Source organism: Faecalicatena sp. Marseille-Q4148, from assembly GCA_018228665.1.
GTDB lineage: Bacteria > Bacillota > Clostridia > Lachnospirales > Lachnospiraceae > UBA9414.
The window spans coordinates 2,471,101-2,487,482 of sequence record CP073692.1 but is presented as its reverse complement, the minus strand read 5'-3'; the positions used below and the strand labels follow the sequence as shown (position 1 = coordinate 2,487,482).

Sequence of the window (16,382 nt, the reverse complement as noted above, 5' to 3'; positions counted from 1 at the left end):
TACTTTTTCCGTAGATTATACAAAACTCAGGAGACAGCTATGAAAAATCCAAATTCTTTATTAAAAAAAGTTATCATATTATTTATTATTGTCTTGATTCCTCTCACTTCTTTTAGTGCATGGTATCTTCATTCTCAGAATGTAAAGCAGAAAGAGCATCAGTTAAGTGGAATTAAAACAACAAATGACACTTATATCGGGCACCTTGACACAGATCTGAAACAAATTTACATTGCTAATCTGAACATTTTGGAACAGGATATTCTCCGCGATCTATCCGTAATGTATAATTTATTTTCTCCATATGAAAAATCTATGTGGATCAATCTGCTCCGGGATCAGCTCTCCAACATTGCTTCTACAAATCCACTATTGAAGTCAACGCACGCCTATTTATTTGATCATAATCTTGTATTAAATTCTGCCGGCTATAAATTCGGAAGCTATCAGACCCTTTCCGAAAAAGAAAACACGTTCTATCACAATATGACTTCTAACCAGGGACTAATCCAATACTATATTAACCCTGAAACCGGGAAATATGAGCTGTCTGTATTTCTGGCGCCTCCGACCTCTTCCCGCCCATATGCAGTCAGTATGGTTATTTCCCAACAGGAATTAAAAAAATATATGGATGATAATATCTCCTTTCCGGGAGAGCTGTATTTCTTCCGGCTGGAAAATGGATTTTCCCTTTCAAATATTCCGAATACGAATACGTTGGAAACACGCAATTTTGTATTCCGACATGAATTTACCAAAAAAGCTGCATACGAAGAAGTCACTTTGGACGGTACACCTTATGTTGCTTTTGCAAGTACCACCAGCTATTCAGGAGGAACCTACATTCGTTTAATTCCAACTGCAGCGCTTATGCCGACAATCCAATACAGCTACTTCCTGATGTTTGCGCTTTTTGTATTGATTATTACTGCATGTCTGATCTTTTTTGCCGGAATTTACCGCATGGTTCACCGCCCTCTCATTAAACTGACAGAAGCCTTTGATCAAGTGGAGCAGGGGAACTTTCATGTAAGGATCTCACCTGCCGAGAGCAACGATTTCGCTTATCTTTTTAATGCGTTTAATGATATGGCGGAAAAACTGGAACAGTTAATTGAAAAAGATTATAATCAGAAACTTCTTTTACAAAAAGCAGAAATGAAACAGCTTCAGGCTCAGATCAATCCTCATTTTCTTTATAACAGCTTCTTCATGCTCCAACGAATGATCCGATTTGATCCGGATGTTGCCCAGGAAGTCGCAAGCGCGCTGGCCTCCTGTTTCCGCTATATCACAAAAAACAGCATGGATAATGTAACCCTCCGGGAAGAATATGAAAATGTAACTAATTATTCTTATATTCAGGGACTTCGTTTTGAAGGGCGTATTCGTATTGAGCTGGAACCACTTCCGGAACAATTTCATAAGATTCCGGTACCAAAATTGGTTCTTCAGCCAATTCTTGAAAATGCTTTCAAATATGGTTTGACGAACAAACTGGCGGACGGATATATTCATATGAGTTTTCTGACAGATACAGAGCATCTCACAATCCGCATCGAAGATAATGGAGATGAACTTACTGATGAGACACTAAAATATCTGACACAACAGCTGACAGCTACAGCCATTTCCTCTTCCGGAATCGAAATGTCCGGTATTTTAAACATTCAGCGAAGACTAAATATCTTCTCAAATTATAAAGATTCCCTCAAAGTCCGCCGTTCAGATCTTGGAGGACTCTGTGTAGAAATCACATTGCGGACAAACATATAAATTACATCATCTTTAAAGGAGAAGTGACATGAATATACTCATTGTTGATGACGAACGCTATATTGTAAATTACTTATTATCTCTTGTAGAAGAAAATATCAAAGAGGAAGTTTATATCGAAAAAGCTTACTCTGCACCGGAGGCTCTGAATATACTTTCTGCAACAAAAATCGATCTCATTTTGCTGGATATTCACATGCCGGGATGCACCGGTCTTGAACTGGCAAAAAAAGTGAAATCCAGCTGGCCGCGCTGTCATATTATTTTTTTGACAGCCTATGATAATTTTGAATATGTATATCAGGCAAACCATTTTGCCTCGACCTCTTACCTTCTAAAAACAGAATCAGACGAGACGATCCTCACTGAGATTCAAAAACATATCGATCTCATCAACCAGGAATCACAGACCGCCGTCCTGATTAATGACGCCAGGAACAAAGACCGGCTGCTGACACATCTGCTCCAGCAAAACATCCTGATGGAGCTTGTATCCGGCCACGATCTGACTCACATGAAAAACGAACTCCAGCTGACCGGATCAGATTTCCAACTGGACCTTTCTAAGCCGGTCTATATGGGATATATGTCTGTTCATCTTCGAACAATTGACGAATATCAGTCAAATCTGTCTTCTCTGATCCTGGCTTATCTTGGCCCGATCGAAAAGCTGTTAAACGGTTCTTTCTGTTCTTCCGTACTGAATCTGAAACATGGACGTATGCTTCTTTTCTTTCAGCCTAATGACGATTTCCGCAATGCTGTTCAAAGTGAACTGGCATTTTTAAAAGGCTTTGCAGAAGACCTTATGAATTACAGCGTAACTGTACTTCACTGGAACCTAAATCTTGTTCTCTATCCGGATGCTGTAAAATGGAATCAAGTGTCTAATACCTATTATCAGCTGATCCAGCATCCGGAAATCCAAAACCTGAAAACCAACTGGCCTTCTTCTTCGGTCACAGTATACACAAAAAAAGAAGCCTCCAATCTTCTTCCAAAAACTTCTCCGGATGCAAAAGGACAAACAGAACGCCAGCTGCAGGCGCTTTCTTTCTCCTTATACCAGAACACTCCTGCAGAATACTATAAAGCACTTGACCAGCTTGCCAAAGAATGCTGCACCCTGAAAAGTATGCATTCTCTCGATGCAATACACATTTATCTATGCATTTCCACAGCGCTGATCTCGCATATCAGTCTATATCATCTGCAGGAAAAACTGGCAGCCCGGATTGCCGTATATCCGCTCTATCATCTTGCCGAATTTACAACATGGGAGGAAGCCTTTCGCTATCTCAAAGAATTTTCAAAACATATGTTTGATCTGCTTTCTGCAAATGCGAGCGATAAAAGCGAAACTGTCATTCGAAAGATTAAAGACTATATTAAAGAACATCTTTCCGAGTCCATTTCACTTTCATCTTTATCCGCTATTGTAAACTATAATGAAACATATATTTCCAGATTGTTTAAACAGAGTACCGGCGTAAAACTTTCGGAATATATTTACCAGGAACGGATTGCAAAAGCCAAATATCTGCTCTCCACAAGCAGCGATTCCATGCAGGCAATTGCCGCAGCGATCGGTTTCGACAGTCCACAGTATTTCTCCCTTGTCTTCAAGAAATCTGTTGGAATTACCCCTAGTGAATACCAGCGTATTCATTATCATGAATCTATGACAGAACTTCCTGCAAATGAATAAACATATCTGCATAAGACAGATTATATAATAAAAACAGCAGTATTCCTATCGACAGAACACTCTGTCCGGAAAACTGCTGTTTTTTCTCTCTTGTAATGCGATGTTTCTTTCGATTCTATCGCATTATATTATTTTCTCATTTCACTCATAAAATTACTTAATGCCGCAAATTCTTCCAGCGTCAGCGCCTCTCCGCGCACAGATGGCCCTTTCCCCAGCTTCTCAACTGCGGAGATGATCTCCTCTTTCCCAAAAGAAATCTCCGGGGAATTCACAAGTCCATTTACGAGAGTCTTTCTTCGCTGATTAAATGATGCGCGAATGATGCGGAACATCAAGTGTTCATCTTCTACCTGTACCGGCGGCTCCTCATAGCGCTCCAGTCTGATAACCGCAGATCCAACCTTCGGCCGCGGCATGAAACAATTCGGCGGAACATTTGCCACAATATATGGTCTCGCATAATACTGTACCGCCAGAGAAAGCGCTCCGTAATCCTTTGTTCCCGGTCCCACCTGCATACGGTCTGCCACCTCTTTCTGCACCATGACCGTAATACTCTTTACCGGCACATGACTCTCAAATAAGCCCATAATGATCGGTGTTGTAATATAGTATGGAAGATTCGCCACAACTTTAATCGGTCTGCCGTCATTCTCCTCCTGTGCAAGCTTTGCAATATCCACTTTCAGCACATCTTCATTAATAACAGAAACATTATCATATTCCTGCAATGTATCTGCAAGAATCGGAATCAGCGACTTGTCGATCTCAACAGCCGTTACCTTTCTGGCTGCATTGGCGAGATACTGCGTCATCGTACCGATTCCCGGTCCGATCTCCAACACATAATCATCTTTTGTAATCTCTGCCGCCCTTATGATCTTATCCAGCACATGCGTATCGATCAGAAAATTCTGACCAAACTTCTTTTGAAATGAAAAATTATATTTCTGCAGCACTGCAATTGTATTTTGTGGATTACCCAATGTTGGTTCTGGCATATATAAACTGAACTCCTTTTCTCTTTAAATTCCAAATAATTCCCGGGCATTTTTTTCTGTCTGGGCTACTACTTCATCATAACTGATTTCTTTGATTCTTGCAATCTCTTCCGCCACATATGTAAGGTTGATGGAAGAATTTCGTCTGCCCCGATTCGGCTCCGGTGCAAGATACGGACAGTCGGTTTCCAGAAGAATCCGCTCCAACGGAATTCGCCGAACTGTCTCTTTGAGCTTCCTGCCATTCTTAAACGTGACAACGCCCCCAACGCCAATATAATATCCCATCTTTACATATTCCTCCGCCTGTTCCGGAGAATAAGAAAAACAATGAATGACACCCCTAAGACCTGCTGCGTGTTCCTTCATAATCCGCATCGTATCTTCCGCGGCCTCCCGACTGTGAACAGAGAATGGAAGCTGAAGCTCTCTCGCAAGTTCAAGCTGTCGGATAAACCATTTCTCCTGTATCTCTTTCTCTTCTTTGTTCCAATAATAATCAAGTCCAATTTCTCCGACTGCTACAACTTTCTCGTTCCGGCACTGCTCTTTCAGCCAGGCAAATGTCTCTTCATTCAGATCACCGACCTCATCCGGATGTACTCCAAGCGCAGCATACATAAATGGATATTTTTGCGCCAATGCAAGTGTTGTCTCGCAGGAACGAAGTGTCGCCCCAATATTAACAATCGTTCCCACTCCATGTTCTTTCATTGTATTTAATAATTGTTCTCTATCTTCATCAAACTGCTCATCATCATAATGTGCATGACTGTCAAATATCATTCTTCTAATCCGCCTTTCCGCGAAAGACACCAATGCGTCATAAAACACTTTGGCAAGCTTTCGCTTTTTACAAAAACTACCTTGTATTATAGGAGAAAACATACTATAATTCAATATAGAATCATCTCGAAAAGAGACCACGCTACGGAATTTTACTGCAAGCGCGGAAAAGATAGTGGAGGAATAGAATATGAAAGTATATGACACAGTAAACAAAACAGAATTAGAACTGGATGAAAAAGGATTGATCGATATCATGGTTGCCGGACGCCAGGTTGACTTAATCTTAAATGAAAAGAAATCTGACGCTGACGGATATATGAGCTGGGATATTGAGCACTGGTCATCTATTGATCCGAAACGTTTCATCCGTTGCTACTCTTTAGAAGGACGTGTCCTCGGAGAATCTACAGGACATAACATCTATGATCTGTACAACGAATTCAAACCGGAAGAAGCAAAAGAAGTACAGTTAAGCTAGTTTATACAAAAATGTTGAAATGGATTTTAACCCGTAATCCATTTCAACATTTTTTTATTTCGGATAAAACCTCCTCTAAATATAGAAAAGCTGACAATATCTGCATGAGCATTTACCGCAGAAATCATCAGCCTTTATAAGTATTTATCATACAATTTGTGTAACGATTCTCTACCCCCGATATTTTGTTCTATATCCGTGATTTTCCTCCGGTCTCAAATCATTTGGAAACATTGTATCTGAATAAATATCCTCGGTTTGCCAAACAGATTATTTCGATTTTATTATAACGTAATTCTTTCGATTTCCCTGCGTTCCGGCATTGCCAGAAGCGCACCTTTTTTTGTTGTGACAAGCGCTGCCGCTGCGTTTGCAAATACTAAAAGTTCTCCCAATTGTTCTTCTGTCAGATTATAAAAATCATGCTCTAATATATAATTCAGCGCACTCCCGCCAAATGTATCTCCTGCGCCTGTTGTTTCGATCGTTTTCACAGAAAAACCACTGCGCTCTACTCGCATCCCTTTGTAATACGCACGACTTCCCTCTTTTCCCATTGTCAGCAAAATCAATGGAATCTGATATTTTTCTTGAAGGTATTTAATTCCTTCATCGTAATCTTCTTTTCCGGATACAAATTGTATCTCATTATCTGATATTTTTAAAATATCGCATTGAGAAAATCCATACTCCATCTGCTCTTTTGCCAGTTCTAATGAACTCCATAACGGCTCTCGTAAATTGGGATCAAATGAAATTAGTGCCCCACTCTGCTTTGCTGACTTCACAGCTTTCTTTGTTGCTGCTCTAACCTCATCCTGTGTCATAGACAATGTCCCAAAATGGAAGATTTTCGCCTGTGAAAGGAACTCCTCATCAATTTCGTCTTCTGTCAACATCATATCCGCTCCCGGATTACGGTAAAAAGAAAATTCCCGATCTCCATCTTCCAGTGTATGAACAAATGCAAGTGTTGTATTTACTTCATCGTCTGTAAAAAGATTTGATGTATCAATCCCGACTTCATTTAATGTCTTACGAAGCAGTGTACCAAATTGATCGTTTCCCACTTTGCCTATAAATGCTGTTTTCTTTCCCAACTTGTTTAACATTGCAAGCACATTGCATGGAGCTCCGCCTGGATTTGCTTCAAAAATCTGATTTCCCTGACTGCTAACCCCATTTTCTGTAAAATCAATCAGTAATTCTCCCAATGCTACTACATCCATTTGATTTCCTCCATTTTAAAGTATAATATCATATTTTTCTACATTAATCGTGGTAATACCATCACAGAAAAATTCAATCTCATCTGCTTCCTGTGGCGTACAAATTGCAGTTGTTACAACCTGTTCTCCCTCATTAATGAATAACTCTATCGACTGTCTGTCCATGATAAACCGGAGTTTTAGGTTTTCTCCTTCTTCCGGCAGCTTCCACGTTCTCTGACATACTACGTCTTTTGTCACACCACAATAAGTACGATCCACCTCCATAATTCCTTGTTTCCTATTATATGTATAGGTTGTCGTATATTCTTTATTGTGAGCCAATTCTATGCCAAAACAATCAAATTCGCCTGCTTTAATCTCTACGGTAAGGTCTAATATTCTTCCCTTTATCCCTTCAAGTTGAACTCTGCCGGAAATTTTTTGATTTTCAATATTGCACTCATTCTTACGATAATTTTTCAATTCAGCCACCGGAGATTGCAATAATATACCATTTCTATATCGTAATTCTCTCGGTAATGTCATCATTCCCTGCCATATTTGATCATCTGGTATCATATTTGCATCCCAGGATTTCATCCATGCGATTAAAACACGTCTCCCATCCGGAAGTTCTGTTGTCTGCGGTGCATAAAAATCTAATCCATAATCTAATAACTTTGCTTCTTCCTTTTGAAATTCATGTGTATTTTCATTATATTTACCTGAAAAATATACGGAATTATGACCATTGTGAAATTTATATTTTTCCGCTTTCATATTTTGTGGCGAACAAATCAAAAAATAGAAATCATCTAATTCGAAGAAATCAGGGCATTCCCACATTGTTCCTATTTTTCCGGTGGTGTTTTCTGCTAATACCGTTTCAAATTTCCAGTTTTCCAGATCATCACTTGAAAAAAGAACCACTTGTCCCTTTTCGTCTTTATTTTTATTTCCTACGACTAAATAATAAGTATCTCCCTTTTTCCACACTTTCGGATCGCGAAAATCAATGCGGTTACATCCATCTGGCAACATATTACCTGTAATTACCGGATTATGCTCACATTTATTATAAGTTATTCCATCTCCATAGGCAATACACTGATTCTGTCGTTCTTCCGTTGTACCATCCGGCATGTTCTGTCTACTTACTCCGGTATAAACAAGTACATGCTTTCCGTCTTTTTCAATTGCACTTCCCGAAAAGCAGCCCATTCTGTCATATTCTTGATCCGGCGCCATGGCTGCCGGCATCATTTCCCAAGATATCATATCTTCTGAAACGCTGTGTCCCCAATGCATAGGTCCCCAGTCTCGTGTATAAGGGTGATACTGATAAAACAGGTGTATCTTTCCCTGATAAAAAGAAAATCCATTCGGATCATTCATCCATCCAATCGGCGGTGTCACATGAAATAAAGGTTTTTCACCCTCTGGAATTCTTTTTTGCGCTTCTCTTTCATATTCCCGGGCTTTCTTTAATTCATCTTTCATAGTTTACTCCTTTTCTGTTAAATCTTCATTTGCTAAAGACGCTTGATACTGATCAAAATATTTTTGTTTTATTGCCAGATAATCAGACAGACCATACTGTTCCATTTTCTTTAAATAGCTATCCCATTCTTCTTCAATGTTTCCGTTCAAAATCCAGTCTGCTTTTTTCTGCTCCGCATATTTTTTTATATCTGTATCATACTGTGACACTTTATTTGTATCGTCAATGCTCATAAATACATTTGGATACACATATTTACTATGCATATCTTTTAGATATGTTTCATGCATATTATCTAAACGCCATTTTGCATCTGCCGGTTGTGTCACATATACATCATAATATTCATTTAATATTGCCAGCGGACCATTTACCGATTGAGCTTCTCTTACTTCTACCGGTGATTCTCCTCCAAGATCCATATGTTTCAACATTTTTTCTCCGGTTTCTGTTGTTGTCATTTCAAAAATGTTAAAAGAATCTTTTTCCCCATAGGTTCCCCAGTTATTCTGTGGAGATTGGAGCGGAGCATACATCTGGTCAATCCAGGCGGCTGCTAATGCCGTATTTTTACAACTTGTTGTCAAAACACATCTTCCTCGATCAAATCCACTCGTTTCACTATTGTTTTGCCGTGTTACATTGACTAGACCATCCGGTCCTGCCAATGCCGGAAGCATCACATAATCTTCATAATTATCAATGTTTGAAATATCCCATGTAAAACAAAGTCCATAGCGATGACTTTTTCCTTTCGCTACATAAGTAGACCACTCCTGTGTGAAAGCTTCTGGATCTACCAATTTTTGCTCCACAAGCCCATGCAGCCATTTAATCCCTTCTTTATATCCTTCCTGTACAGTCGTATATATTACTTTTCCTTCATCAGTCACAGCAAAATGGTCTCCCGTATCTCCATACCCTTCACCAAATCCGTTGATTAAAATTCCAGGATCCTGATCCCCATTATTAATGATAAAGGACATTGGGATTACCTTTCCCTCGATAGCAAATTCTTCCTCTAGCTCTTCTGCATGATCTCTGAATGAAATCAACACTTCTTCCAACTCTTCTGTTGATTTCGGTATTTCCAATCCTAAATAATCCAACCATTTTTTATTAATATACGGAATATTGCCAATTGCCTGAATGGCTTCCTTTCCTTCCCCTAACTGTTCAATCCATGGGAAAGAATAGATATGCCCGTCAGGAGCCGTACACATGGTTCGATACTCTGGATATTTTTCAAAAACCTTCTGCAAATTAGGCATGTATTTATCAATTAATTTCTCAACAGGTATAATAATTCCCTGTTTCGCATAACGTAATAAGTCATAGTCATTCATTCCCGCATTAAATAACCCATCCGGAAGATTTCCAAATTGTGCAAGCGCAAGATTCTTTTTATCTGCAAACTGATCTGCAACAAAACATGTCCAATCAATATGTACATTTGTCTGTTTTTCTAATCTTTTAAAAATAGCTCTTTCATTTGGTTCCTGCGTAGATGTTGCCGGTGCGTTTGTAATGAATGACAACTCTGCTTTTTCTTTCAAAGGAAATGAAACTTCTTCAATTGGAGTATCTGGATCAATTTCAGCTTCCATTCTTTCTCTTTTTCCACATCCTGCTGCTGAAATCATCAACATCAAAGAAAGACCTAGTGCAACTATTGACTTTATTCTTTTCTTCATTTTCAATTCCTCCTATTACCCTTTCACTGAACCAACCATAATTCCCTGATCAAAATATTTTTGGAAAAATGGGTACATAATCAATAGTGGAAGGCTGGATACTACAATCGTTGCATATTTCAGAAGTTCTGCAACTTTTGCCATTTCTGCTGTACTTTGAATATCAGCAATCATACCAGGCTGCGGTGTATTCTGAACTAAAATAGATCGCAATACTAACTGCAGCGGCTGCAAATCAGCATCATTCAAATAGATCATAGCGTCAAAATAACTATTCCACATTCCGACAAAAGACCATAATGCTAATACCGCAAGAATCGGCTTACATACCGGCAGCATAATTTTAAAGAAATGCTGTATTTCATTTGAACCGTCAATTGCTGAAGCTTCCCGTAATTCTTTTGGAATAGATTGATAGTACGTTCTTGCTAAAATCATATTCCATACATTAAATGCACCCGGAAGCAAAATTGCCCAAATTGTATTAACCATATGCAGCTGATTTACCAAAATAAATGTTGGAATCAATCCGCCTCCAAAGAACATTGTAATCAAAAAAAGTGCGTTGAAAAATTTTCTTCCTACAAATTCTTTTTTTGACATTGGATAAGCTGCCAGCATTGTCACAAAAACCGAAATCACTGTAAATGCTACTGAGTAAAAGAAAGAATTTAAAAATCCTCTCCATATCATTTCATTTTCCAACACTCTTTGATATGCATTCAATGTCCAGTTTTTAAAATTCAGACTGATTCCCTGACTATTCAATACGTTTGGATCCATAAAAGAAGCTACAACAACATATACAAGCGGAACGATTACTGCAAGGACAAAGATTCCAAGTATAAGATATCCAAATCCCAGAAGCAATTTATCAGATGTTCCAAGCTTCATTTTTCTTTTCGTTTCCATTCTGAGACCTCCTATAATCCTTCTCCATCATTCAATTTTTTTACAATCCAGTTTACCGCAATCAATAAAATTACATTGATAATAGAATTAAACAATCCAACTGCTGTTGAATATCCATAATCTCCATTTAAAAGTCCGATTCGATATACATATGTAGAAAGAATTTCTGATGCAGGCAAGTTCATATCTGTCTGTAAAGCAAACGCCTTTTCAAATCCGATGCTCATAATATTTCCTGCCTGCAAAATAAATTGAATTACAATAATATTTTTAATCGCCGGAAGTTCGACATAGCGAATCTGCTGAAAAATATTTGCACCATCTACAATTGCCGCTTCTTCTAAATCTTTGCTCGCATTCGATAATGCCGCGGTATACATAATAGATGACCAGCCAGCCGTCTGCCAGATGCTGCTCGCAATGTAGATTGTTCGAAAAGATTCCGGCATTGTCATCCAGTTAGCTTCAATTCCTAATATTCCATTGATCGGACCGACAGGGGAAAGAAACATACGGACCATTCCACATAAAACAATTACGGAGATAAAATTCGGAGCATAGATTAATAATTGAATTTTCTTTCTTATTCCGGCTCTGCGAATACGATTTAATAGCAGTGCAAGAATAATCGGTACCGGAAATCCCCACAACAATCCATAAACACTTAGTTTCAAAGTATTCAATAGATAATTCATAAAATCCGGAGATGATAAAAATCTTCTAAAGTACTCTAATCCTACCCACTTACTGCCGAAAACTCCATCTATGACATTATAATCTTCAAATGCAATCAATACCCCACTCATAGGAATGTATTTGAAAATAATTGTCAAAAGAAGTGCCGGCATCAAAAAAAACAGATATAGCTGCCAATTTTTCTTTACATAGCTTAATTTCTGTGCAAACGTTTGCTTTTTAGAAACAGCTTTCTTTTTTGTAACTGCTCTCATTTCAATTCTTCCTCCATTTTCTCATTTCTAAGCCGATTAAGTAACTGGTAAAGTAACCGGTTACTTTCTGACTTAATAGTACACAATAATATTAAGAATGTCAATATTAATTCCAATATTCCCACTAAAAAAATAACCGGTTACATAACCAGTTATTTTTACATTGCTTTTTCCTTTTCTTCTTGATATACTAAAAGGAGTTTATAGTACAGGAGTTTTAAATTATGGGTAAAAAGAATGTAACATTTGCAGATATTGCAAAATATACTAATTTTTCAAAAACCACAATATCACGATATTTTAATCAGCCTGACTCTCTAACCCTGGAGAATCAGGAAAAAATTGCAAAAGCATTAGAAGAACTGGGTTATCAAGAAAATAAACTTGCAAAAGTATTAGCAAATGGAAAAAGTGAATTTATTGGAATCATTATACCTAATCTGTATCTTCACTATTATTCTGAAATGTTAAATCAAATTTTATCCAGCTATTCAGATTATCATTATAAATTTCTTGTTTTTGTAAGCAGCGATAAAAAAGAATTAGAACAGCAATATTTAGATGAACTGATGGCATATAAAATCGAAGGGCTCATTATATTAAGCCATACCTTCTCTTCAAAAGAACTTGCTTCTTATCATATTCCAATAGTTGCAATTGAGCGGGAAGCAGAACACATCTGCAGTGTAAATACGGACAATTATATGGGGGCTGTGCAGGCAACTAATCTTTTGATACGAAATCAATGCGATATCCTCATCCATGTAAATGTTCCTGTCCCTGAGCAGATCCCCTCTTATAATCGTATCAGGGGCTTTGAAGATACTTGTAAAGAATACAATATTCCGTATCATTTAATGCTTCAAGATCTTGGTTATAATTATGAAACAACTTATAATGCAATCCAAAAAGTATTTGAACAGATTGATAGCTCTTATCCCGATAAGAAAAAAGGCGTATTCCTTGCGAATGACACTTATGCCAATATTTTTCTAAATCTAATTTTCCAAAAATACGGAAAACTGCCAGAAGATTATCAAATTGTTGGATTCGATAACTCTCCAATTGCCAACGAAGCAATCATCCCAATTACAACCATCGGTCAGCAAATTGATAAAATCGCAAAATCTGCTTTAGAACTTTTAGTTCTTCAAATGAATGAAATGAAAAAAAGAAAACCGACACCATTAAAAGAACCTATTCACAGACAAATTACGCCTGTCCTAATTCGTCGTGAAACAACTGATGACTAAATTCGACCGAGAGGTTCGTATTTTAATGAAGCAAGACCACCGACTTTGGTATCCTACTTGAGGATATCATATCACTTAGCCGGTGGTCTGTTTTGTGTGAATATACTTTTCCTTTATTTCGTTATTTCGATTTTATATCATTTGGTTTTCGTAGTCTTGAAGTTCATGAAATATATTATCTATGAACACCAAATTTTCTTCGATTCTATAAAGCATAAAATATCGATGTCTTAAAAAATTAATTCTATGATAACCTAAGGCTCTAAGTCTTTGGTTCTCACATAAAGACAAACTTCCTGCAACATTTTTCAAACAATTTAATGTATCTTGAAAATCGTCAAGAACATTTCTGGCTGCTTGTTCATTCTTCTTTTCAAACAGAAGATATTGAATAAATCTATCTAAGTCTTCTTCTGCATCTGATGTAACAACAACCTTATAATCCATATTTTCCCCTCAGTTCTGAAACAACTGCTTCCGCTGATTTGTAATTTCCCTTTGCCGCTGACTCTCTGGATTTCTCCAGTTTTTCTAAAATGTCCTTTTCCGTCATAGGACTATATGGACTTCGTACGATTCTTTTAATTTCAAATGGAAAACCATTATTTGCCACAGCTTGTGTTAAAAACATTCTAATCGCCGTAGTTGTATCTGTTCCAAGATCTTTAAAAAGCTGATCAGATTTCGTTTTTAGCTCATCATCGACGCGAATTTGTATTGTACTTGACATATTTCACACCTCCATTTTTCTTTATTATAATGCCTGATCATTTCTAATTCAATACATTTATAATGATTGATAGTGCAAATTCACTGTAAGCTAAAGCGCTCCGCCCTTGGCTTAATCGTTATTCACTTTTTAATTTACGTAGATAGAAGATTTTCCTGGATTATATTTTCTAATGTCTCCGCTGAATGTTGCAGCGCTTCTTCCTCCCAGCTGTTCAAACTGATCGGAACTGTTCCTTCTATACCATCTTTTCCGACAATTGCAGGCATACTGAGAGCAATACCTGAAATCTCGTGATTGTTGTGTTGTATGCTCGATACCGGCAAAATCGTTTTTTCATCACGCACGATTGCCTCACAGATTCTTCGCACAGACATGGCAATGCCATAATCCACCTCCCCAAAATAAAAAGCACCATCTGATCAGCTCATTCTGGCACAATCGTCCGGTGCTTCTTCTCCTATATTATCTGCATAAATCTATAAAATATATGTGTGTTCATTCACAAACATTTCGGATACTGCCGATGCTAACACCAGACTTGATATGAGCAGGCTTCCTGCTGTCAAACATGCAGCAACACTTCTCTTTCTATTGCATTTCCAAAGCCGCCTTATGATCTGCAAATCGTATCACACCATCATATCTAGCCTGCAGCTCTGGGAAGATTCGATGTGAGATTGCAATCACAGTCATATCTTCCAGTCCTAAAATATTTTCTTCAATCTGATGTGCCATCTCCGAATTAAGCGCAGATGTTGCCTCATCGAGAATAAGAAGGGACGGTCTGCGGATCAGCGCCCTGGCCAGACAGATTCTCTGGCGTTCTCCTCCGGAAATATTCTTTCCATTTTCTTCAATCATAAACTCCAATGCTTCTTCATGGCTCTTTACAAATTCTTCCAGACCACAGAGCTCTATTACCCGATCAATTTCTGCTCCAGTATATTCTTTGTATAAAGTAATGTTATTTAAAAGCGTATCGTGATAAACAAAACTATCCTGGCTGACAACTGACAGACACTGATACCAACTGTCTTTATCTATCTGCCGGAAATCATTGCCGTCCACACTCACTTTTCCATCATAATCCGCATACATATTCAAAAGTATTTTCAACAAAGAAGACTTCCCGCTTCCGCTCTCCCCGACAAGCAGATATTTTTGATTTTTTTGAAAACTTACACGAACCTGATCAAGAATCGTCCGCTCATTCTTCGCCAAAGATACCCCGTCCAGACAGATATCTGCTGTAAATTGTGAAAGTTCCTTTGCCTCAGAAATTTCTGTATGTGCCTGCAATTTTTCACTTACCTGCTGATAGAGCGCCTCTGCCGTTCTCATTTCTGCCAGACACGGTCCAATACGATGCAATGGATTTACAACATTGTTCATAAGCTGTGTTACGTATTGTACCTGTCCAAGTGTAATTAAATCTTTTAAAACAAGTAACACTCCAAGAAACATATTTCCAAAGAAAATAGCAATACTTGCTGTACCACTGCTGATGACTGCAGCGTCACCGCTGATCTCTGCATCAAACGTCTTTGCCCCAGTCTCCTCGTTCATCTTCTGGAATTTCTTCTCTTCTTTTTTGCGGATTCCAAATAAGGTGCTCACTTCAAATCCATTCATCAATTCCTTGATCAGTGCCACCATTTTACCATTGATCTCCGAAGCCTCCAACCTCGTCTTTTCTAACCGCTTTTTCCAAAGATTGCTGACAAATATCGGCAGATAGACACTTAAAACAATCGCTATGACAAACGTATAGTGGACTGTCAGAATCGCTCCTAACGAAGCAGCTCCTACGATTACATCCTGAATTACCGACAACAGCGAGCCGATATAATCTTCTTCAATTGTTTTGACATCTACTGTAAAATGAGAAATATAGGTAGACGCTTCCTGCATATCATAATCGCAGAGCTGTTTCTTCTGGATATCTGCAAACCACTGATTTTTGATAGAGATACTGCATTTTACTACAAACTTTTCCTTGCAAAAATATAAAAATGTATAAGTCAGAAGAAATGTTGGCAAATACAATACAAATGTAATAAATGCTTTCTGAAACAACTGCATAGACATCTGGGTTGCTGAATCCAGCACCAACTGCATCACATAGGCTTTCATCAGTTCGCTTGCCGTGTAAGCGCATGTGGCAATCACTACCAGTGCAAGCCACCCTTTATGTTTCCATACAATTTGTTTTACTTTTCTGTCTTGTTCCATATTCAGTCTGCCCCCTGTAGTATGATAATAAAAAACGGAAAAGAGCCGAGAATTTTAAAGATTCCTCAGCCTTTTCTTTTTAGTCTATGAACCACAATTATTTCCAATGCAAATAGTTGGGTGGTCTATTTTTCTTTA

15 protein-coding genes are annotated in these 16,382 nt (G+C 38.1%); 4 read left to right on the top strand and 11 right to left on the bottom strand.

Annotated features, from left to right (window positions below):
• Nucleotides 1–39 precede the first annotated feature (39 nt).
• Both KFE17_11870 and KFE17_11865 read left to right on the top strand, forming a co-directional pair.
• Nucleotides 40–1,779, top strand: coding sequence for a histidine kinase (locus KFE17_11870; GenBank protein QUO31542.1), 1,740 nt, complete (start codon nucleotides 40–42; stop codon nucleotides 1,777–1,779).
• A gap of 28 nt (nucleotides 1,780–1,807) precedes the next feature.
• A complete protein-coding gene (locus tag KFE17_11865; GenBank protein QUO31541.1) occupies nucleotides 1,808–3,487 on the top strand; it encodes a response regulator in 1,680 nt (559 codons plus the stop codon).
• A gap of 128 nt (nucleotides 3,488–3,615) precedes the next feature.
• Here the strand turns inward: KFE17_11865 and rsmA are convergent, their stop codons facing one another.
• Together rsmA and KFE17_11855 are read right to left on the bottom strand one after the other, a co-directional pair.
• Nucleotides 3,616–4,491 (bottom strand): 16S rRNA (adenine(1518)-N(6)/adenine(1519)-N(6))-dimethyltransferase RsmA, encoded by an 876-nt coding sequence (rsmA, locus tag KFE17_11860; GenBank protein ID QUO31540.1) that lies wholly within the window; start codon nucleotides 4,489–4,491, stop codon nucleotides 3,616–3,618.
• Between the two features lie 24 nt (nucleotides 4,492–4,515).
• Nucleotides 4,516–5,277, bottom strand: a complete 762-nt coding sequence (locus KFE17_11855; protein QUO31539.1) for a TatD family hydrolase — start codon at nucleotides 5,275–5,277, stop codon at nucleotides 4,516–4,518.
• 190 nt (nucleotides 5,278–5,467) lie between these two features.
• On the opposite strand from KFE17_11855, the gene KFE17_11850 reads away from it, so the two are divergent.
• Entirely contained in the window at nucleotides 5,468–5,758 is a 291-nt protein-coding gene (locus KFE17_11850) for a hypothetical protein (protein QUO31538.1), read from the top strand.
• A 284-nt stretch (nucleotides 5,759–6,042) separates the two neighbouring features.
• On the opposite strand, the gene KFE17_11845 is transcribed toward KFE17_11850, so the two are convergent.
• Genes KFE17_11845 through KFE17_11825 form a run of 5 tightly spaced genes read right to left on the bottom strand, consistent with a single transcriptional unit; the run spans nucleotide 6,043 to nucleotide 12,026 of the window.
• Complete coding sequence (locus tag KFE17_11845) at nucleotides 6,043–6,987, bottom strand: carbohydrate kinase (GenBank protein QUO31537.1); 945 nt, start codon at nucleotides 6,985–6,987, stop codon at nucleotides 6,043–6,045.
• Nucleotides 6,988–7,002: 15 nt separating this feature from the next.
• Nucleotides 7,003–8,469, bottom strand: a complete 1,467-nt coding sequence (locus KFE17_11840; GenBank protein ID QUO31536.1) for a glycoside hydrolase family 32 protein — start codon at nucleotides 8,467–8,469, stop codon at nucleotides 7,003–7,005.
• A 3-nt stretch (nucleotides 8,470–8,472) separates the two neighbouring features.
• Nucleotides 8,473–10,164, bottom strand: a complete 1,692-nt coding sequence (locus KFE17_11835) for an ABC transporter substrate-binding protein (GenBank protein QUO31535.1) — start codon at nucleotides 10,162–10,164, stop codon at nucleotides 8,473–8,475.
• A 15-nt stretch (nucleotides 10,165–10,179) separates the two neighbouring features.
• A complete protein-coding gene (locus tag KFE17_11830; protein QUO31534.1) occupies nucleotides 10,180–11,076 on the bottom strand; it encodes a carbohydrate ABC transporter permease in 897 nt (298 codons plus the stop codon).
• Between the two features lie 11 nt (nucleotides 11,077–11,087).
• Complete coding sequence (locus KFE17_11825; GenBank protein ID QUO31533.1) at nucleotides 11,088–12,026, bottom strand: sugar ABC transporter permease; 939 nt, start codon at nucleotides 12,024–12,026, stop codon at nucleotides 11,088–11,090.
• 224 nt (nucleotides 12,027–12,250) lie between these two features.
• Here KFE17_11825 and KFE17_11820 point away from each other — a divergent pair, with 224 nt between their 5' ends.
• Nucleotides 12,251–13,279, top strand: a complete 1,029-nt coding sequence (locus KFE17_11820; GenBank protein QUO31532.1) for a substrate-binding domain-containing protein — start codon at nucleotides 12,251–12,253, stop codon at nucleotides 13,277–13,279.
• Between the two features lie 132 nt (nucleotides 13,280–13,411).
• On the opposite strand, the gene KFE17_11815 is transcribed toward KFE17_11820, so the two are convergent.
• From KFE17_11815 to KFE17_11800, 4 genes are all read right to left on the bottom strand, one after another.
• Nucleotides 13,412–13,726 (bottom strand): type II toxin-antitoxin system RelE/ParE family toxin, encoded by a 315-nt coding sequence (locus tag KFE17_11815; GenBank protein QUO31531.1) that lies wholly within the window; start codon nucleotides 13,724–13,726, stop codon nucleotides 13,412–13,414.
• Complete coding sequence (locus KFE17_11810; GenBank protein ID QUO31530.1) at nucleotides 13,716–14,009, bottom strand: type II toxin-antitoxin system RelB/DinJ family antitoxin; 294 nt, start codon at nucleotides 14,007–14,009, stop codon at nucleotides 13,716–13,718. The genes KFE17_11815 and KFE17_11810 overlap by 11 nt, the downstream gene beginning before the upstream one ends.
• Before the next feature lie 134 nt (nucleotides 14,010–14,143).
• Nucleotides 14,144–14,386 (bottom strand): hypothetical protein, encoded by a 243-nt coding sequence (locus KFE17_11805; protein QUO33704.1) that lies wholly within the window; start codon nucleotides 14,384–14,386, stop codon nucleotides 14,144–14,146.
• Between the two features lie 214 nt (nucleotides 14,387–14,600).
• On the bottom strand, nucleotides 14,601–16,244 hold the full coding sequence (locus KFE17_11800) for an ABC transporter ATP-binding protein (GenBank protein ID QUO31529.1): 1,644 nt from the start codon (nucleotides 16,242–16,244) through the stop codon (nucleotides 14,601–14,603).
• Nucleotides 16,245–16,382 lie beyond the last annotated feature (138 nt).